Annotated in this window: 16 protein-coding genes; 14 read left to right on the forward strand and 2 right to left on the reverse strand. The window is 65.6% G+C overall.

Going from position 1 to position 18012, the window contains the following annotated elements:
* The first annotated feature begins 133 nt into the window (after positions 1-133).
* From MNI96_RS03435 to MNI96_RS03455, 5 genes are read left to right on the forward strand one after another with little or no spacing between them, the layout of a single operon-like run.
* Positions 134-778, forward strand: coding sequence for an energy-coupling factor ABC transporter ATP-binding protein (locus tag MNI96_RS03435; RefSeq protein WP_249690421.1), 645 nt, complete (start codon positions 134-136; stop codon positions 776-778).
* Positions 775-1419, forward strand: coding sequence for an energy-coupling factor transporter transmembrane component T family protein (locus MNI96_RS03440; RefSeq protein WP_249690423.1), 645 nt, complete (start codon positions 775-777; stop codon positions 1417-1419). The genes MNI96_RS03435 and MNI96_RS03440 overlap by 4 nt, the downstream gene beginning before the upstream one ends.
* 17 nt (positions 1420-1436) lie before the next feature.
* Complete coding sequence (locus tag MNI96_RS03445; RefSeq protein ID WP_249691343.1) at positions 1437-1976, forward strand: biotin transporter BioY; 540 nt, start codon at positions 1437-1439, stop codon at positions 1974-1976.
* Entirely contained in the window at positions 1954-3444 is a 1491-nt protein-coding gene (locus MNI96_RS03450; RefSeq protein ID WP_249690426.1) for an AMP-binding protein, read from the forward strand. The genes MNI96_RS03445 and MNI96_RS03450 overlap by 23 nt, the downstream gene beginning before the upstream one ends.
* Positions 3413-4540 carry a thiolase family protein gene (locus tag MNI96_RS03455; RefSeq protein WP_249690428.1) on the forward strand — a complete coding sequence of 376 codons (1128 nt, stop codon included), beginning with the start codon at positions 3413-3415 and terminating at the stop codon, positions 4538-4540. Before MNI96_RS03450 ends, MNI96_RS03455 begins: the two co-directional genes overlap by 32 nt.
* A gap of 110 nt (positions 4541-4650) precedes the next feature.
* On the opposite strand, the gene MNI96_RS03460 is transcribed toward MNI96_RS03455, so the two are convergent.
* Positions 4651-5898 carry an ROK family transcriptional regulator gene (locus tag MNI96_RS03460; protein ID WP_249690430.1) on the reverse strand — a complete coding sequence of 416 codons (1248 nt, stop codon included), beginning with the start codon at positions 5896-5898 and terminating at the stop codon, positions 4651-4653.
* A 306-nt stretch (positions 5899-6204) separates the two neighbouring features.
* On the opposite strand from MNI96_RS03460, the gene xylF reads away from it, so the two are divergent.
* The 6 genes from xylF to MNI96_RS03490 all read left to right on the forward strand — a co-directional run bounded on the left by xylF (position 6205) and on the right by MNI96_RS03490 (position 13589).
* Complete coding sequence (gene xylF / locus MNI96_RS03465; RefSeq protein WP_249690432.1) at positions 6205-7239, forward strand: D-xylose ABC transporter substrate-binding protein; 1035 nt, start codon at positions 6205-6207, stop codon at positions 7237-7239.
* Positions 7240-7360: 121 nt separating this feature from the next.
* Positions 7361-8656 carry a sugar ABC transporter permease gene (locus MNI96_RS03470; RefSeq protein ID WP_249690434.1) on the forward strand — a complete coding sequence of 432 codons (1296 nt, stop codon included), beginning with the start codon at positions 7361-7363 and terminating at the stop codon, positions 8654-8656.
* A gap of 24 nt (positions 8657-8680) precedes the next feature.
* On the forward strand, positions 8681-9445 hold the full coding sequence (locus tag MNI96_RS03475; RefSeq protein ID WP_349629126.1) for an ATP-binding cassette domain-containing protein: 765 nt from the start codon (positions 8681-8683) through the stop codon (positions 9443-9445).
* Between the two features lie 102 nt (positions 9446-9547).
* Positions 9548-10285: a trehalose-phosphatase gene (gene otsB, locus MNI96_RS03480; protein ID WP_249690438.1), complete on the forward strand. Its 738-nt coding sequence runs from the start codon at positions 9548-9550 to the stop codon at positions 10283-10285.
* Entirely contained in the window at positions 10282-12078 is a 1797-nt protein-coding gene (locus MNI96_RS03485; protein WP_249690439.1) for a glycoside hydrolase family 15 protein, read from the forward strand. The genes otsB and MNI96_RS03485 overlap by 4 nt, the downstream gene beginning before the upstream one ends.
* Positions 12079-12206: 128 nt before the next feature.
* A complete protein-coding gene (locus tag MNI96_RS03490; protein WP_249690440.1) occupies positions 12207-13589 on the forward strand; it encodes an alpha,alpha-trehalose-phosphate synthase (UDP-forming) in 1383 nt (460 codons plus the stop codon).
* Between the two features lie 76 nt (positions 13590-13665).
* Here MNI96_RS03490 and hppD read toward each other — a convergent pair whose 3' ends face one another.
* Positions 13666-14778, reverse strand: coding sequence for a 4-hydroxyphenylpyruvate dioxygenase (gene hppD, locus MNI96_RS03495; RefSeq protein ID WP_249690441.1), 1113 nt, complete (start codon positions 14776-14778; stop codon positions 13666-13668).
* A gap of 93 nt (positions 14779-14871) precedes the next feature.
* On the opposite strand from hppD, the gene MNI96_RS03500 reads away from it, so the two are divergent.
* The 3 genes from MNI96_RS03500 (at position 14872) to MNI96_RS03510 (ending at position 17978) form a co-directional block, all read left to right on the forward strand.
* Entirely contained in the window at positions 14872-15372 is a 501-nt protein-coding gene (locus MNI96_RS03500; protein ID WP_249690442.1) for an Lrp/AsnC family transcriptional regulator, read from the forward strand.
* 113 nt (positions 15373-15485) lie between these two features.
* Positions 15486-16265 carry a tellurite resistance TerB family protein gene (locus tag MNI96_RS03505; protein ID WP_249690443.1) on the forward strand — a complete coding sequence of 260 codons (780 nt, stop codon included), beginning with the start codon at positions 15486-15488 and terminating at the stop codon, positions 16263-16265.
* Between the two features lie 105 nt (positions 16266-16370).
* Complete coding sequence (locus tag MNI96_RS03510; protein WP_249690445.1) at positions 16371-17978, forward strand: GMC family oxidoreductase; 1608 nt, start codon at positions 16371-16373, stop codon at positions 17976-17978.
* The last annotated feature ends 34 nt before the right edge of the window (positions 17979-18012 follow it).

Genomic DNA, 18012 nt, shown 5'->3' on the forward strand with positions numbered 1-18012 from the left:
AACAATATCAACGCGGGGTGGAGCAGCTTCGCTTGTGTTCGGACTTCAGATGTCCGTCTCTACTTCACAATTTGCCATATTCGACAGCGTCACGCTCACCCGTGGCGCTTTTTGCGTTTTCCGGGGCCTTTCGTTGGCGCTTTCGGAAAGGCGCGTCGCCCTTGTCGGCCTCAACGGGTCGGGCAAGAGCTCGCTGCTGCGCATGCTGAACGGCCTTCTCCTGCCGGACGAGGGAACCGTTACTGTGTTCGGTCTGGACAGCCGCAAAGACCAGCGCAAGCTGCCGCGGCATGTCGGGATGGTGTTCCAGAACCCGGACCATCAGATGATCTTCCCGACCGTTCTCGAAGAACTCGCCTTCGCCCCGCGCCAGATGGGAGCAACCCGTGGCGAGGCCGAGGCGATGGCGCGCCAGACGCTTGCCCAGCACGGCTGCGGCGATTGGGCGGAGCAGCCGGTCGCACTGCTTTCGGAAGGGCAGAAGCAGCTCGTCTGCCTGCTTGCTGCGAGCATCTCCAAACCCCGGCTGTTGCTGTGCGACGAGCCGTTCTCCGGTCTCGATCTTTCCCTGCGCCTGCATTTCGCCGATCATATTGCCGCAAGTCCTGCTCATGTGGTGATGGTGAGCCACGATCTCGACATGCTGTCGGAGTTCGATCGGATCATCTGGCTGGACAAGGGGAGTGTTGTCGGCGACGGGCGCCCGGAGGATATCCTGCCCGACTACCGGTCTTTCGCGCGGGCAAGGGCGAGAAAACTGACGGCGGACAGCCTTTGATCTCCTCCTATCTGCCGGGGCGCACCTTCCTGCACAGGATCGGCGCCGGCTGGAAGCTGCTCGCGCTGCTTCTGGTGTCGATGGTGCTGCTGCCGGTCGATTCGCCGCTGGTTCTCGCAGCTGTCCTGGCCTGTGCTCTGGGGCTGCTGGCCTCGCTCGGGTCAGGCGCGGGTACGGTCCTGCGCTCCTTGAAACCGGTGGCCTTCGTCGTTGTTTTCATTCTTGCGTTGCATGGCCTGTTCGGAACGCTGGAGGCGGGCGTCATCGTCGCCCTGAGGCTGGCATCGCTGCTTCTGCTGGCGACCCTGATCACCCTGACCACGCGGCTCGACGACATGCTGGACACGTTGACGCCGGTGCTTCGTCCCGTCGCGCTGGTCGGCTTGTCCGAGCGGCGGCTGGCGCTGGCGATCGCGCTCGCCATTCGGTTCACGCCCATGTTGGTCGATGTCACGCGGCAGCTCAACGAAGCCTACCGGGCGCGGTCCGGGCGAAACGGTCATGTCAAACTTGTTGCACCGCTCTGCCTCCACGCCCTAAATGCCGCCGACCATATTGCGGAAGCACTTGCGGCGCGCGGAGGTGTGGATGGGTGTCCGCCCGAAAGCACTGACGGGGAAGAGGACAAGGTTCGACGATGACTGCCGATCGTTCATTGGTGCATATCGCCATTCATGTGGCCGTGATCTCGGCGCTCGGGTATTACTTGCCCGCCTTCACGACGCCGTTCACCGGCAGCGTGCCCATCACCGCCCAGACCCTCGGCATCATGCTGGCCGGCGTCATGCTGGGGCCGGTTCGCGGCGCCCTGGCCGTTCTTTTGTTCCTGCTGATCGTCGCTCTCGGCATGCCCCTCCTGTCCGGCGGACGCGGCGGCATCGGCGTGTTTTTCCTTCCCTCAGTCGGTTTTCTTGTCGGCTTCCCGGTGGCAGCCTTCGTCTGTGGACTCGTGATGCAGGCACTGAAGCGTCGCCCGGTGTTTCCCTCAGTGCTGGTTGCCTCGATGGTCGGGGGTATTCTGGCGCTCTATCCTTTCGGCATCCTGGGGATTTCGCTGGTCGCGGGAAAGCCGCTATGGGAGTCCGCAGTCGGCGCGCTGGTCTTTCTTCCCGGAGACATCCTGAAATGTTTCGGCACGGCGCTGGTGGCCAGCGCGATCGAGCGGGGCCGTCCGGATGCGATCTTCTCCCGGCAATAGACAGCCAGCATCGGCCATGTCTTATGTGGGAGCAACGCTAGACCTTCTGGCGGGGCGCGAGCCAAGCCGGGTCGCGCTCAGCGACGGCCGTCATACGCTGACACGCGCGGAGCTTTTGGGCCAGGTTGAGGCTTGCGAGACCTTGCTTGCGCATAGGGCTGCGGCAGACCGGGTACTCGTGTCGACGGGCACAGCGGTCGAGGCGCTCTGCCGGCTCCTTGCTGCCGCACGCAGCGGTCGGGCGGCCGTCGTTGTCGATCCGGTTCACCTGGAACGGCATGGCGACAGGCTCGGGCGGTCTCTCGCGCCGATGTTCGCTGACTGGGACGAGACATCTCCCCGCGCCGCGATGCGGACAGAAGCGGCGGCGGCGTTGCCGCGGAAACCGGGGCCGGATACACCATTCTACATAGGCCTGACGTCAGGTTCGACCGGCCATCCCAAGGCCTTTCAACGGTCGCACCGGTCCTGGACCGAGAGTTTCCGTCTTGCCGACGAGGCGTTCGGCCTCGGGCCAGACGAGCGGGTCCTCGTGCCGGGCGGTCTGGGGCATTCCTTGCACCTTTTCGGGGCGATCCATGCGCTGCATCGCGGCTGGCGGGTGGATGTCGTCCGCAGTTTCCAGCCTGCCGCCGTCTTGCGGCGGATGCAGGACGCGGCCAGTACCGTGCTGGTCACCACGCCGACGCAGTTGCGCCTGCTGGCGATCGCCGGCGGCAGGGAGGGGCTGCGGCTTGGCGTTCTCCGGCGGATCCTGATCAGCGGTGCGAAATGGCATGCGCGCGACCGAGCGCTTGTTGCCGCCGTGTTTCCGCAAGCTGAATGCCACGAGTTCTACGGAACGTCCGAGACCAGTTTCATTTCTCATCGCGGCCCGGCCGACAGCCTTGGCGAAGGTGTCGGCCGGCCGTTCCCTGGCGTCGAGGTCGAGGTACGCGGACCCGAGGGATGCGCTCTTGCCGCGGGAGGGGAAGGCGAGATCTGGGTCCGCAGTCCCCTGCTGTTCGACCGCTATGTGATGGGCGACGAGCCGATGACGCGAGTTGCGGCGGGCTGGCTGACCGTCGGAGACCGGGGCCATCTCGACGAGGAGGGGCGGATCTTTCTTGCCGGCCGCGGCGGGCGGATGATCGTGACCTCGGGGCTCAATGTGTTTGCCGAGGAAATCGAGGCCGCACTTCTGGAGCATCCGGGCGTCGCCCAGGCCGCGGTTTTCGGGGTTCCGGACATCTTGCGCGGCGCACGGATCGTCGCTGCGCTGCAGCCGGCGGAGCGGGGGACAGAGCAGGCGGACTTGCGGCGCCATTGCCTTGCAAGGCTCGAGCGATCCAAGGTTCCCCGTCGTTTTCATTTTTCCGATCACTGGCCGCTGACGCCGGGCGGCAAGCCGGACTTGCCGGCTATAGAGGCTTGGGTCCGCGAGCAGGAGGAAGCCGATGCCGGCGTTTCTGGTCGCCGCGAGGCGTAGCGCCGTGGCGCCGATGGGCGGGGCGTTTGCGGCGCTGGAGATCGACGCGCTCGCCGCGCCGGTGATGCACGCTTGCCTTTCCGCCGGGCAGGTTGCCGCAGTGGATGAGGTCCTGGCCGGCAATGCGCTCTATGGCGGGGGCAATCCGGCCCGGCGCGCCGCGCTGCTGGCGGGGCTTCCGGAACAGGTCCCCGCGCTCAGTCTCGACCGGCAGTGCTGCTCGGGTCTCGATGCGATCATTCTGGCTGCGCGCATGGTGGAGGCCGGGGCTGCCGACTGTGTGCTGGCCGGGGGACTTGAAAGCTATTCTCGTGCCCCCCTTCGCATGCGTCGCCCGCCAGGGGGCGAGCCGCCGGTTGCCTACGACCGGCCGCCTTTCACGCCCTGGCCCGACCGCGATCCCGATATGCCGGAAGCGGCCGCACGACTGGCAGAGCTTCGGGCGGTGCCGGAAGAGGCGCAGGCCGCCTTTGCGGTGAAGAGCCATGCCGCGGCGCGAGTCGCGGCCGAAACCGGGCGTCTTGCCGACGAGATCGTCGAGATCGCGGGGCTTGCCCGGGACAGCTATGCCCGCGGCCTGACCGTTGCAATCTGTCGCCGGTCTCGTCCGCTGGCCGGCCGGGCCGGACAGCGCGTGCTCGCCGCAACGGCGGCGGTCTCGGCAGATGCAGCAGCATTCGTGCTGGTGGTCTCGCACGACTGGCTTGCGCGAAATCCATCCGTGCCCGCGTGCCGGATCGTTGCCGGCGGGGCGGCCGGCGGGGATCCTTGCCTGCCGGGTCTTGCGCCGGTCGAGGCTGCGCGCAAGGCGCTTTCCGTTGGGCGGATCGACGTGGAACGCCTGGCGGCAAGCGAGGTGATGGAGGCCTATGCAGTGCAGGCGATGGCCTGTATCGAGGATCTCGGCCTCGATCCAACCAGGGTCAATCGCGGAGGAGGGGCGCTTGCCCGCGGGCATCCCATCGGCGCATCGGGAGCGATCCTCGCCGTGCGGCTGTTCCACGAGTTGCAGCGCGAGCCCGCAGGCAGCTTCGGACTTGCAGCGATCGCAAGTGCCGGTGGGCTCGGCTCCGCGATGGTCCTGCAGCGGGTCTAGAGCCCTTTCGGCCAATTCGGAGCATTCTGGTCGGGGCAGGTCCTCCGGGCGGAGCAATCGGGCACCGCAGATGGGAGCCGGATCCACGCCCTTCGGGGAGGCGGGACGACCTAGTTGGCCGAGGCCTCCTTCTGGCTGCCATACCCGGTGTCGGAGAACACCTCCGTGTCGAGGGCATGCAGCGCCCGCGCGACGGTGCCGCGCAGGATGAGATCCTCCTCCCAGGGAATCGCTTCGATGTCGACGCTGCCGCGCAGATCGGTCACCAGTGCCTCTTCAAGGGCGGCCAGTGCGGCCGCCTCCATCAGCGGATAGGCATCGGCCGCAGCTCCGGTGACGACAATGCGCCGGGGATCGAGCGTGGCGATCACCCGGGCGAAGGCATAGCCGAGCGCGGTGCCGCCGGCGTTGAAGGCGTCGAGCGCACCGTCTTCGCCGGCCCTTGCTGCAGCAATCAACTCCCGGATCGTCTCGCGACCGACCGGCAGGCGCGAAGGAGGCGTCTGCAGGTCCAGTCCTCTTGCGTGCCGCAGCAGGGCATAGTCGCCGAGATAGGCCTCCAGGCAGCCGCGCCGGCCGCAACGACACAGAGAGCCGCCGGGAATGTGGTTGGCATGCCCGATCTCGGCTGCTGCACCGGTTTCACCGACGAAAAGCCGGTTGTTGACGAAGAGCCCCATGCCGACGCCGTAATCGACGAAGAGCACGGCAAAGGTTCCGCCGTAGCGCGCGGGATCCGTCCGGTGCAGGGCCTCGGCGATCATGTTGGTGTCGTTCGACAGCAGGCACGGTACGCCGAAGGCGCGCGCGACCGGCGCCACCACCTCCACATGCCGGACAGCAAAGGCAGGCGACCAGGCGACCGTGCCGGCGCTGTCGTCGACGACGCCTTGCGAGGCCAGCGCGACGATTGCCGGGGGCGGGCCCCCAAGTCCGTCGATGAAGCCGCGCAGGCTGTCGATGAGGATCTGGCCGAACCCGTCGGCGGTGACGGTGGCGCTGTCGAAGGAGGCGACGTCGCGGCCGACCAGCCGGCCGCCATAATCCGCCAGTGCCATCTCTATGGTGTTGACCGAGAGTTTCACGGCGAGCACACGGGCGGCCGACCCGTCGAGCGTCAGCAGGCTGCGCGGGCGGCCTCTCGCCCCTTTCTCGCGCTCTCGCTGGGCGTCGTCGTCGACGCCGGCGATGAGACCTTCGGCGATCAGATCGGAGGTGATGGAGGTGACGGTGGCGGGGCTAAGCTGGGTGACGCGGCCAAGATCGATGCGTGCCTGGGGCCCCTTCCGTCGCAGGGCCTGGAGAACAACCGAGCGATTCTGGCGTCGTATCTGGTCGCGGTCGGCCTTCTGCGTCATGCCCACACCAAAGCGTTCGTTTCCACCCCGACGGGAGCTGTGTCGCGCGCAAGGCATGGCCTTAGCCAGAGTTTACGCTCGCCGGGTGTTTTTGCCATGATCCCGGATCCTCGTCGAGAAACCATGTTGACAGGGGCTTTCGTTTGGAGCAACTTTTTTTCGGACGTCGAAAAAAATAAAATTACGCCGACGAACCAAAGCGAGCATCCTTCGGCCGGGGAGGCACAGGCCGGGGACAGCTTGCCTGATACACGATCCTTCGTTCCGCATTTGGGAGGAGCGGGGACAAATCGGAGGAAAGACATCATGCGCAGATTCTACCCGCTTCTGGCCGGAGCGCTTCTCGTTTCCGTCGCGCTGCCGCTCCATGCGCAGGCGCAGGACATCACGGTCGGCGTCAGCTGGTCGAATTTCCAGGAAGAGCGCTGGAAAACGGACGAAGCCGCCATCAAGGGCGCGCTCGAGGCCGCCGGCGCGGCCTATGTGTCCGCCGATGCCCAGTCCTCGGCTGCCAAGCAATTGTCGGACATCGAGGCGCTGATCGCTCAAGGAGTCGATGCGCTGATCATTCTGGCGCAGGATTCCCAGGCCATCGGTCCGGCCATCCAGGCAGCTGCCAACGAGGGCATTCCGGTCGTCGGCTATGACCGCCTGATCGAGGATGACCGCGCCTTCTATCTGACCTTCGACAATGTCGAAGTCGGCCGCATGCAGGCTCGCGAGGTCCTGAAGCAGGCGCCGGAAGGCAATTACGTGATGATCAAGGGCTCGCCCACCGATCCCAATGCCGACTTCCTGCGCGGCGGCCAGCAGGAAGTCCTGCAGGCGGCAATCGACGCCGGCAAGGTCAAGATCGTCGGCGAGGCCTATACGGACGGCTGGCTGCCCGCCAATGCGCAGCGGAACATGGAGCAGATCCTCACCGCCAACAACAACGCTGTCGACGCGGTGGTGGCCTCCAACGACGGTACCGCTGGCGGTGCGGTTGCCGCGCTGACCGCGCAGGGTATGGAAGGCATCCCGGTTTCCGGTCAGGACGGCGACCACGCCGCGCTCAACCGTGTCGCCAAGGGTACGCAGACCGTGTCCGTGTGGAAGGACGCGCGCGAACTCGGCAAGGTCGCCGGCGAAATCGCCCTGGCGCTCGCCAAGGGCGGCACGATGGACAGCGTCGAGGGCGCGAGCAAGTGGACTTCGCCTGCCGGCACCGAGCTGACCGCGCGCTTCCTGGCACCGATCCCGGTCACCCGCGACAACCTGTCGGTCGTGGTCGATGCAGGCTGGATCACCAAGGATGCCCTGTGCCAGGGCGTCAGTGGCGGCCCGGCTCCCTGCAACTGAGCCAGCCCTTCAAGCGATGACCCTGCCCCGGCCATGGTCGGGGCAGGGCGGCCGCTGATGGGTGACATCCGGCCGCGAGGGGGCGCAGGGAGCGCGCCATCCTCCAAGCGGGAGCTTTTCCATGTCTGAGACCGCAGTCACCGGACCGAAGCCGCCGGCGACCAAATCGTTCTTCTCAGCGCTGCAGATCGACACGCGGCTGCTGGGCATGATCGGTGCGTTCGTCGTCCTGTGCCTGGTGTTCAACGTGTTCACGGGCGGCAACTTCCTGACGCCGCGCAACATCTTCAACCTGACGATCCAGACGGTCTCGGTTGCCATTATGGCGACGGGCATGGTGTTCGTCATCGTCACGCGCCATATCGACCTGTCGGTCGGGTCGCTGCTCGCGACCGTCGCGGCCGTGATGGCGATGGTGCAGACGCAAGTGTTGCCGGCCGTCTTCGGCCTGGAACTCGGCCATCCGGCCATCTGGATCCTGGCGATCCTTGCCGGCGTCGTCGTCGGAACGCTGATCGGCGCCTTTCAGGGCGTGCTGATCGGCTATCTCGGCATTCCCGCCTTCATCGTCACGCTCGGCGGCCTTCTGGTCTGGCGCAACGCTGCCTGGTTCATCACCGACGGCCAGACGATCGGTCCGCTGGACGCGCGGTTTACGATGATCGGCGGCATCGGCGGTACCTTGGGCGAGATGTGGTCGTGGATCTTTGCCGGCCTAGCCGTGATCGTGGCGGTTGCGCTGCAGTTCTCGTCCCGACGGCGCAAGCAGAAACACGGCTTTCCGGTCAAGCCGATCTGGGCGGAGGTAACGCTCGGAGCCATTATTGCCGGCACCATCGTCGGGTTTATCGCCATTCTCAACGCCTACGAGGTACCTGCTCGGGTGTTGCGGCGCGACTTCGCGGCACGCGGTCTGGAGGTGCCGGAGGGCTACACAGCTGCCTATGGCCTGCCTTATTCGGTGCTGCTGCTGATCGTCGTGGCCGTCTGCATGACGGTGGTCGCCCGGCGGACGCGGCTCGGGCGTTACATCTTCGCGGCCGGCGGAAATCCGGACGCGGCCGAACTGTCGGGCATCAACACGCGGCTGCTGACGGTCAAGATCTTTGCGATCATGGGCGGCCTTTGCGCGCTATCGGCAGCGGTCGCCTCGGCCCGCCTCGGATTTTCGACCAACGACATCGGCACGCTGGACGAGTTGCGCGTGATCGCTGCGGCGGTCATCGGCGGAACTGCGCTGTCCGGCGGCATCGGTACCATCTACGGAGCCATTCTCGGTGCGCTGATCATGCAGTCCTTGCAGTCGGGCATGGCCATGGTCGGCGTCGATGCGCCGCTCCAGAACATCGTCGTCGGCGTGGTGCTGGTGGTCGCCGTGCTCGTCGACATCCTCTACCGCAAGCGCACGGGAGACTGAGCCATGGCAACTCCTCTCGTCCAGATGCAGGACATCTGCATCTCCTTCGGCGGCGTGCATGCGGTCGACCATGTCAGCGTCGACCTGCACCCCGGCGAGGTGGTCGGGCTGCTCGGTCACAACGGCGCCGGCAAGTCGACCTTGATCAAGGTCCTGTCCGGCGCCTATCGCGCGGACAGCGGCGAGATCCTGATCGACGGCAACCGCGCGACGATCAACAGCCCGCGGGATGCCCGCAACTACAACATCGAGACGATCTACCAGACCCTGGCTCTGGCCGACAATCTGGATGCGGCCTCCAATCTGTTCCTCGGCCGGGAGATCGTCACGCCGCTCGGCTTCGTCGATGACGATGCGATGGAGGCCGAGACCCGCAAGATCCTCAGCCGCCTCAACCCGAATTTCCGCAAGTTCAAGGCGCCGGTGAAGGCGCTGTCGGGCGGTCAAAGGCAGTCCGTTGCCATCGCCAGAGCCGTCTATTTCAACGCCCGCATCCTGATCATGGACGAGCCGACGGCGGCGCTCGGCGTCCAGGAGACGCAGATGGTCTCCGAACTGATCAAGGAACTGAAGAAGCAGGGTCTTGGTATCTTCCTGATCAGCCACGACATTCACGACGTGTTCGATCTGGCGGACCGGGTGGCGGTGATGAAGAACGGCAAGCTGGTCGGCACCGCCCGCACGCAGGACGTGACCAAGGACGAGGTGCTGGGTATGATCATCCTTGGCAAGTGTCCGGATGGGGCAATCCCGGGGCCCGGGGCGTTCACGGATGCATCCGCAGCTTGATGCAGTGCGGCAAGGCGTCAGGAAGTAAAGGCTTTTTCCGGGCCAGGACTTCTCATCGCGGGTGAGTTCCCTTAGGCTTTGCGGATGAACGCGCCACCGCCCGTGACAGACGATATCGCCCTGTTCCTCGATTTCGATGGAACGCTGGTCGAAATCGCCCGAACGCCCGATGCGGTCGAGGCCGGCCGGGCGACCATTGCGTGCCTGGAAGGGCTCGTCGAGCATCTCGGCGGGGCTCTGGCGATCGTAAGCGGTCGCCCGATCCATGAGATCGACCACTATCTCGCACCTCTCCGGCTTCCCTGCGCGGGCCTGCACGGACTGGAAACCCGGCTGCATCCGGACGAAGACGTCCTGCGCGCGCCGGTGGCTCCCGAGATTGAGGAGTTGAAGGCTGCGCTTGCCGGCAGCGGGTTGCTCGGGCGCGGCGTGTCCATCGAGGACAAGGGACCGGCAATTGCCGTCCATTATCGAATCGCGCCCGATTGCGAGCACGCGGTCCTTGAGGTGATGCAGGCCGCCGTCGCCGAGCTTCCCGACCTGCATCTCGTGCGCGGCAAGATGGTGGTGGAGGCAAAGCCCGCCTTCCGCGACAAGGGCTGGGCGGTCGCGACCTTCATGGACCTTCATCCCTTTCGCGGCCGCACGCCGGTTTTCGTAGGCGACGACGTAACCGACGAGGACGGTATTCGCGCAGCCGAGTCCGTCGGCGGCTTCGGGGTCAAGGTGGGAACGGCCGACAGCCTTGCCCGTTTCCGCGTCGGCGACGTGAAAGGCGTTCGCGACTGGCTGGCCCTCGGTCTCCCGGCAAAGGTACTGGCAAGGACACCACATTCATGACGCTCGACCGCAAGGCTTCCCTCGATCTCGCTCTCATCGGCAACTGCTCGATTGCGGCGCTGGTCGACAGGATGGCGCGGGTCGTCTGGCTGTGCCTGCCGCGCTTCGACGGCGATCCGGTCTTCCATGGGCTTTTGGGCACGTGCAGCGACGAACGCGACGGGCTGTTTGCCATCGAACTGGAGAACGCGGTCCGCAGCGAGCAGGCGTACCAGGAGAATACCGCCGTCGTGGTGACGCGCATCTTCGACGATGCGGGCAATGCCATCGAGATCACCGATTTCGCGCCCCGCTTTCAGACCAAGGGACGCATGTTCCGGCCGACGGCGCTTGTCCGCCGGGTCCGCCCGCTGTCGGGCCATCCGCGGATCCGTGTGCGCTGCCGCCCGCGGTTCGACTATGGCGCACGTGTCCCGGAGGTCACTTACGGCTCCAATCACATGCGCTTCGTCGGCAACGGCCAGACAGTGCGGCTGACGACCAATGCCTCGATCACCTATGTGCGCGACGAGACGCCGTTCCTGCTCGACGGGCCGGTGTCGTTCTATTTCGGTCCCGACGAAAGCCTGACCCATCATCCCGAGACGCTGTGCCGCGAGTTCGAAGAAGAGACGGTGCTGCACTGGCGGCTCTGGACCCGGCGCCTCGGCTTGCCGCTCGATTATCAGGAAGCGGTGATCCGCGCCGCGATCACGCTGAAGTTGTGCACCTATGAGGAAACGGGCGCAATCATCGCGGCGGTGACGACGTCGATCCCGGAGGCGGCGAACAGCGGGCGCAACTGGGACTACCGCTATTGCTGGCTGCGCGATGCCTTCTTCGTGGTGCGGGCCCTCAATTCGCTCTCCGAGATGGAGACGATGGAGAACTATCTCCGCTACATCAACAACATCGCCTCGATGACCGGCAGCGGCCACGTCCAGCCGCTCTACGGCATCGCGCTGGAAGATCGCCTGATCGAGACGACGGTGGACCTGCCCGGCTACCGGAACATGGGGCCGGTCAGGGTTGGCAATCAGGCGTACGAGCATTTCCAGCACGACGTCTACGGCAATATCGTGCTCGGCGCCTCGCAGGCCTTCTTCGACAAGCGGCTCCTCCGCCAGCCCGGCGTCGACGACTTCGAGCGGCTGGAGGTCATTGGCGAGCGCGCCTTCGCCATGCACGATCAGCCCGACGCCGGCTTGTGGGAGTTGCGCACCCGTGCCCGCGTCCACACCTCGTCCTCGCTGATGTGCTGGGCGGCCTGCGACCGCCTCGCCAAGATCGCGCGGCAGTTCGGTCGGAACGAACGGGCCCTGCTCTGGCAGGAGCGGGCCGATACCATCCGTTCCGTGATCCTGTCGCGCGGATGGAACCAGAACACCAACGCTTTCGTTGAAAGCTTCGAGGGGCGCGATCTCGACGCCAGCCTGTTGCTGATCGCCGAGGTCGGTTTCCTGCCGCCGCAAGATCCGCGCTTCATCGCAACGGTGGAGCGGATCGGCGAGACCCTTCGCCGGGGCAAGCATCTCTTCCGCTATCATGCCGCCGATGATTTCGGCGCGCCGGAGAACGCGTTCAACATCTGCACCTTCTGGTACATCGACGCGCTGGCGCGGATCGGCCGGAAGGAAGAGGCGCGCGACATCTACGAGACGATGCTGTCCTGCCGGAACCATGTCGGCCTGTTGTCCGAGGACACCGATCCGGTGACAGGCGAGATGTGGGGCAACTTCCCCCAGACCTATTCGATGGTCGGTATCATCAATGGCGCCATGCGGCTGTCGGCCGGATGGGAAAGCCTCGTGTGACCTGACGCTCGCATTGGTCCGCAGATCGCTGCGGCCCTGATCTGATCATTCCCGTGTCCGCCCGGTCCGGCCTGCGGGTCGATGTCGGCCTGTGCCCATGTGGACGGACACGCAAACCGGAGGAACCCATGTCCAGACTTGTCGTCGTCTCCAATCGTGTCGGACCGCTCAAGGATACGGGGCGGGCGGGCGGTCTGGCGGTGGCGCTTGTCGACGCGCTGACGGAGATGGGAGGGCTGTGGTTCGGCTGGAGCGGTGAGGTTTCCGAGGAAGGCACTTTCGGCAATCTCAAGCAGGGCGGGGGCACCCGCAAGGTGGCGATGGCGACGGTCGACATGACCCAGGCCGATTACGACGAGTTCTATGCCGGCTACGCCAACCGCACGCTCTGGCCGGTGCTGCATTACCGCCTGGACCTTGCGGATTTCGACCGGCGGTTCGAGGAAGGCTATCGGAGGGTCAACGAGCGTTTCGCCACGCGGCTGCGCCCGCTGCTGCAAGCCGACGACATGATCTGGGTCCACGACTATCATTTCCTCGGCTTCGCGGCGGAACTGCGGGCGATGGAGGTCGGCAATCCGATCGGCTTTTTCCTGCACATTCCGTTCCCGGCGCCGGAAGTGCTCGCCGGCCTGCCGAATGCCGAGCGGCTGGTCCGCAAAATGCTCGCCTATGACGTGGTCGGTTTCCAGACGCGACGGGACGCGGCGAACTTCCGCCGCTTCGCGGTGGAGGAGCTGGGCGCGATTGAGCGCGACGGCGAGCGGCTGGATGTCGCCGGCGGCTCCGTGATTGCGCGTGCCTTTCCCATCGGGATCGATGCGGCCGGGTTCGCGCGACAGGCGACGACGCCGGAAGCGCGCCGTAACACGATGCGAACGGAGAAACTTCTCGTAGGCCGCCAGCAGATCATCGGAGTCGATCGTATCGACTATTCGAAGGGATTGCCGGAGCGGTTTCGGGCGTTCGGTCGCCTGCTGGAGGACTATCCGGAGAACCGCGGCAAGGTGAGCCTGATGCAGGTAGCTCCGCCGTCCCGCGCCGAGCTCGACGCCTATGCGGAAATCCGGCGTGAGCTGGAGGAACTGTCGGGCAATATCAACGGCCGGTTCGCCGATCTCGACTGGACGCCGATCCGCTACATGACCCGGTCCTTCACCCGGCGGGCGCTTGCCGGGCTCTACCGTGCCAGCCGCGTGGCGCTGGTCACGCCGCTTCGCGACGGTATGAACCTAGTTGCCAAGGAATATGTTGCGGCGCAGCGGGCAGAGGATCCCGGTGTCGTGGTGCTGTCGCGGTTCGCCGGGGCGGCGGAAGACATGCCGGAGGCGCTGATCGTCAATCCGCATTCGGCGGAAGGTGTGGCGTCCAGCCTGCAGACCGCACTCAACATGCCGCTCGATGAGCGCCGGTCGCGCTGGCAGGCAATCTTCGACCGCATCTGCCGGAACGACGCCGCGTCCTGGGCGAATTCGTTCCTCGATGCCCTGCGCGGCCGGGCCGCGACCTGACCGTACCTGCGATCCGCAAAAAAAAAGGGAGCGGGCCTGCCGCTCCCCTTCCGCTTCTTCGTTGACCGGGGCTGCCTTACTCGGCAGCGTCGGCCTTGATCACGCCGCGGCGGATCTGGTCTTCCTCGATCGATTCGAACAGGGCGCGGAAGTTGCCTTCGCCGAAGCCTTCGTCACCCTTGCGCTGGATGAATTCGAAGAAGATCGGCCCGATGACGGTCTTGGAGAAGATCTGCAGCAGGATCTTGGTCGTCCCGCCGTTCACCACGCCTTCGCCGTCGATCAGGATGCCGTGCTTCTTCATCCGCCCGATGGGTTCGTCATGGCCATGCACGCGGTCGCGGGACATCTCGTAATAGGTGTCCGGCGGACCCGGCATGAACTTCAGCCCGTTGTCCGACAGGAGGTCGGTGGCGTCGTAGATGTCGTCCGTGCCGACCGCGATATGCTGGATGCCTTCGCCCTTGTACTTGCGCAGGTACTCGGCGATCTGGCTGGTGTCGTCCTTCGACTCGTTGAGCGGGATGCGGATCTTGCCGCAGGGCGAGGTAATCGCCCGGCTGACGAGACCGGTGATGCGGCCGTCGATGTCGAAGAAGTGGATCTGCTTGAACCCGAACAGGTCGCGGTAGAAGTCCCACCACTTGTCCATGTTGCCGCGATAGACGTTGTGGGTCAGGTGGTCGAGGTAGTAGAAGCCGACGCCTGCCGGACGCGGATCGCGCTCGCCCAGCCACTCGAACTCGTCGTCATAGGCCGAGCCCTTGGCGCCGTAGGTCTCGACGAAATAGAGCAGCGATCCGCCGATGCCGACGATGGCCGGGACGTCCAGCGCCTTGTCGTCGCCGTGATAGGGCGTCGCGCCCTTGCTCACCGCATGCTCGAACGCGTGACGGGCATCGACCACGCGCCAGGCCATCGAGGGGGCGCAGGGGCCGTGCTCCTCGACGAAGCGCATCGCGTGCGAGCCGGGCTCGGCGTTCAGCACATAGGTGATGTCGCCCTGGCGGTAGAGGGTGATCGCCTTGGTCTTGTGCTTGGCGACGGGCGCATAGCCCATGCGGCGGAACAGGGCGTCGAGCTTTTCCGGCTCGGGGTGGGAAAACTCGACGAACTCGAAGCCGTCCGTGCCGGCCGGGTTGGTGGCGTCGATCTTGGCGGGCGGTGCGTCGTGCGGAAACGGTCCCATGCTGTCCTCCTCTGGAAAGCCAAACTTCGCACAGTATGCGCCCGGATCGATGCAAGGTGCGTGCATTCTGGGTGAGTTATGGATTACCAATGCATGGAACGTGCATTGATAGAGCTGGACGCGCACAAGATGATGGACCTCGACCCTTTCGACATTCGCCTGCTTGCAAGCCTGCAGGACGATGCGGCGGTCACCAACCAGCAACTCGGGGAGCGGATCGGACTGTCGGCCTCGCAGGTCTCCCGGCGACGTCAACGGCTGGAGGAGGCGGGCGTCATCCGTCGCTACCGGGCCGATGTCGATGCCGCGGCCGTCGGGTTCAGCGTGGTTGCCTTCGTCGGCGTCGCGCTCAATGCCCACAGCCGGCAGAACGCCCGTCGGTTCCGCGATTTGGTGCGAGCTTTGCCCGAGGTTCAGGAGGCGCATGTACTGACCGGCGACATGGACTACATGCTGAAGGTGGCGGTCACCGATCTTGCGGCGCTGTCGCGCTTCATCAATGACGAGTTGCTGCCGCACGACGCGGTGCGCAACGTGCGCTCGTCCATCGCCATGGAGACGCTGAAGGACGACAACCGCCTGCCTTTTGCCTGAGCGGTAACGCCCTGTGCTTGCGGTCGCGGCTTTCTGTTCCCATTTGCAGTCATGAATGCGATCCGGGCACGCCCGGACTGCCGCCGATCGCAAGGGACTGGAGACAGACGACGATGTTCGATGCACGCAAGCTGCTTGAGGAGTTCATGGGCCAGGGTGGCGGTTCCTCAGCAGGTTCCGGACGCACTGGTCCCGGCGGAAGTGGTGCCGGCGATCTTCTGGCGCGCGGCCAGGACTATCTGCGATCTTCCGGCTCCGGCGGACTTGCCGGCGGCGCGCTGGCAGGCGGCCTTGCAGGCCTGCTCCTTGGCACCAAGGGTGGCCGCAAGATCGGCAAGAAGGCGCTGACCTATGGCGGCATGGCACTGGTTGCCGGTCTCGCCTATAAGGCCTATCGCGATTACCGCGGTGGTGGTGGCGGAGCCGTTCCGGCGCCTGCGCAGAGTGCTCCGGACACTGCCTCCTCTTCTGCCCCCGTATTGCCGCCTCCCTCCAATTCGCCGTTTTCGCCGGCGCGCCAGCCGGGTGGGGAGGAGGAGTTCGCGCTCGTCCTGCTGACTGCGATGATCTCGGCGGCAAAGGCCGACGGGCATATCGATGCGGACGAGCAGCGCAAAATCTTCGACAAACTCGATACGCTCGACCTTGACAGCGAGGCCAAGGCCTTCGTGATGGACGAGCTGCGCGCGCCGCTCGACATCGACCGCGTGGTGAAGGGGGCGAAGAGCCCGGAGGCGGCGCTGGAAGTCTATGCCGCCTCGCGTCTCGCCATCGATCCGGATCACCCGGCAGAGCGGGCCTATCTCCAGATGCTGGCCGCCCGTCTCGGGCTGGAGCCTGGCCTTGCAGAAGAGGTCGATCGCGCGGTTGCGGAGGCCGAAGCCTCGCTCTGAGGCGGCCCGCGTCCGACTGTTCCGGGCGCCGGGCTTTCCCTCCTTGCCATTGCTGGCGGCAGCGGGCATCGTTCCGCTCCACGCGGGCCAGGGCAGGGAGGAACCATGCGCGACCTGGGGGAATGGGACTACGTGATCGTCGGTGCGGGTTCGGCCGGCTGTGTGCTGGCCAACCGCCTTTCGGCCGATCCGCAGGTCAAGGTCCTGCTACTCGAGGCTGGCGGAAAGGACGACTACGTCTGGATTCACATTCCTGTCGGCTACCTTTATTGCATGGGCAATCCCCGGACCGACTGGGGCTTCAAGACCGCACCTGAGGCTGGTCTCAACGGCCGATCTCTGTCCTATCCGCGCGGCCGCGTGCTCGGCGGCTGCTCCGCCATCAACGGCATGATCTACATGCGCGGCCAGGCGCGCGACTATGACGGCTGGCGCCAGATGGGGCTGGACGGCTGGGGCTGGGACGATGTCCTGCCGCTGTTCCGCCGTGCCGAGGACCATTACGAGCTCTCCGACGACATGCATGGCCGTGGCGGCGAATGCCGCGTCGAGCAGCAGCGGCTGTCCTGGGATATTCTCGATGCGGTGCGCGATGCCTGCGAGGAGGTCGGAATCCCGAAGATCGACGACTTCAACCGCGGCGACAATTTCGGTTCGTCCTATTTCCAGGTGACGCAGCGCGGCGGCATCCGCTGGACCGCTGCCAAGGGCTTCCTCAAGCCGGTCGCGAACCGCCGGAACCTGAAGATCGTCACCGGTGCGCAGGTGACCAGACTGACGGTCGCCGAAGGCCGGGTGAGCGGCGTCGAGCTGCGCGTCGACGGCGCTCCCGCGCAGGCGAGAGTGGCGGGTGAACTGGTGCTTTCGGCAGGGGCCATCGGCTCCCCGCAAATCCTGGAACTGTCGGGCATCGGCGATCCGGAGGTGCTTGCGCGACAGGGCATCGAAACAGTCGCGGAAAGCCGGCAGGTGGGGAGCAATCTCCAGGACCATCTGCAGATCCGCACGATCTTCAAGGTCAGCGGCGCAGTCACGCTCAACCAACTGGCCTCGAACCTGTTCGGCAAGGCGAGAATCGCGATGGAATATGCGGTGTCGCGCTCCGGACCGATGTCGATGGCGCCATCGCAGCTAGGCGTCTTTGCAAAGTCCGACCCGGCATTCGAGACCGCAAATATCGAGTATCACGTGCAGCCTCTGTCACTCGACAAGTTTGGCGAACCGCTCCATTCCTTTCCGGCAATCACCTTGAGCGTGTGCAATCTGCGTCCCGAGAGCCGGGGAAGCGTGCATGTCGCGAGCCGGGATCCGCTGGCCCATCCGGAGATCCGGCCGAACTACCTGTCGACGGCCGGCGATCGCAAGGTCGCTGCCGACAGCATCCGGCTGACCCGGCGCATCATGACCACGGATACGATGGCGCGCTTTTCGCCGGTCGAGCACCTGCCCGGTCCGCTGGTGCGCAGCGACGAGGACCTGGCGCGTGCAGCGGGCGATATCGGCACGACGATCTTTCATCCGGTGGGGACCTGCCGAATGGGCGCGGACGATGCCTCGGTCGTCGATGGGCGGCTGCGGTTGCGCGCCGTTGCCGGTATCCGAGTTGCGGATGCGTCAGTCATGCCGGCGATCACCTCCGGCAACACGGCGGTTCCAACGATGATGATCGCCGAAAAGGCCGCGGAGATGATCCGCGCGGACCGGCGTGCCTGAACTCGTGTTCCCGCGATTTGTGCCCGGCCGTCCG

It is taken from the genome of Stappia sp. WLB 29 (genome assembly GCF_023507705.1).
Lineage (GTDB): Bacteria > Pseudomonadota > Alphaproteobacteria > Rhizobiales > Stappiaceae > Stappia.

Excerpts from the sequence above, each read along its gene's own strand:
- MNI96_RS03450 (WP_249690426.1), top strand. The coding sequence starts at position 1,954 with ATGCGATCTTCTCCCGGCAATAGACAGCCAGCATCGGCCATGTCTTAT.
- MNI96_RS03455 (WP_249690428.1), top strand. The coding sequence starts at position 3,413 with ATGCCGGCGTTTCTGGTCGCCGCGAGGCGTAGCGCCGTGGCGCCGATG.
- MNI96_RS03460 (WP_249690430.1), bottom strand. The coding sequence starts at position 5,898 with ATGACGCAGAAGGCCGACCGCGACCAGATACGACGCCAGAATCGCTCG.
- xylF (WP_249690432.1), top strand. The coding sequence starts at position 6,205 with ATGCGCAGATTCTACCCGCTTCTGGCCGGAGCGCTTCTCGTTTCCGTC.
- MNI96_RS03470 (WP_249690434.1), top strand. The coding sequence starts at position 7,361 with ATGTCTGAGACCGCAGTCACCGGACCGAAGCCGCCGGCGACCAAATCG.
- MNI96_RS03475 (WP_349629126.1), top strand. The coding sequence starts at position 8,681 with ATGCAGGACATCTGCATCTCCTTCGGCGGCGTGCATGCGGTCGACCAT.
- MNI96_RS03485 (WP_249690439.1), top strand. The coding sequence starts at position 10,282 with ATGACGCTCGACCGCAAGGCTTCCCTCGATCTCGCTCTCATCGGCAAC.
- MNI96_RS03490 (WP_249690440.1), top strand. The coding sequence starts at position 12,207 with ATGTCCAGACTTGTCGTCGTCTCCAATCGTGTCGGACCGCTCAAGGAT.
- hppD (WP_249690441.1), bottom strand. The coding sequence starts at position 14,778 with ATGGGACCGTTTCCGCACGACGCACCGCCCGCCAAGATCGACGCCACC.
- MNI96_RS03500 (WP_249690442.1), top strand. The coding sequence starts at position 14,872 with ATGGAACGTGCATTGATAGAGCTGGACGCGCACAAGATGATGGACCTC.
- MNI96_RS03505 (WP_249690443.1), top strand. The coding sequence starts at position 15,486 with ATGTTCGATGCACGCAAGCTGCTTGAGGAGTTCATGGGCCAGGGTGGC.
- MNI96_RS03510 (WP_249690445.1), top strand. The coding sequence starts at position 16,371 with ATGCGCGACCTGGGGGAATGGGACTACGTGATCGTCGGTGCGGGTTCG.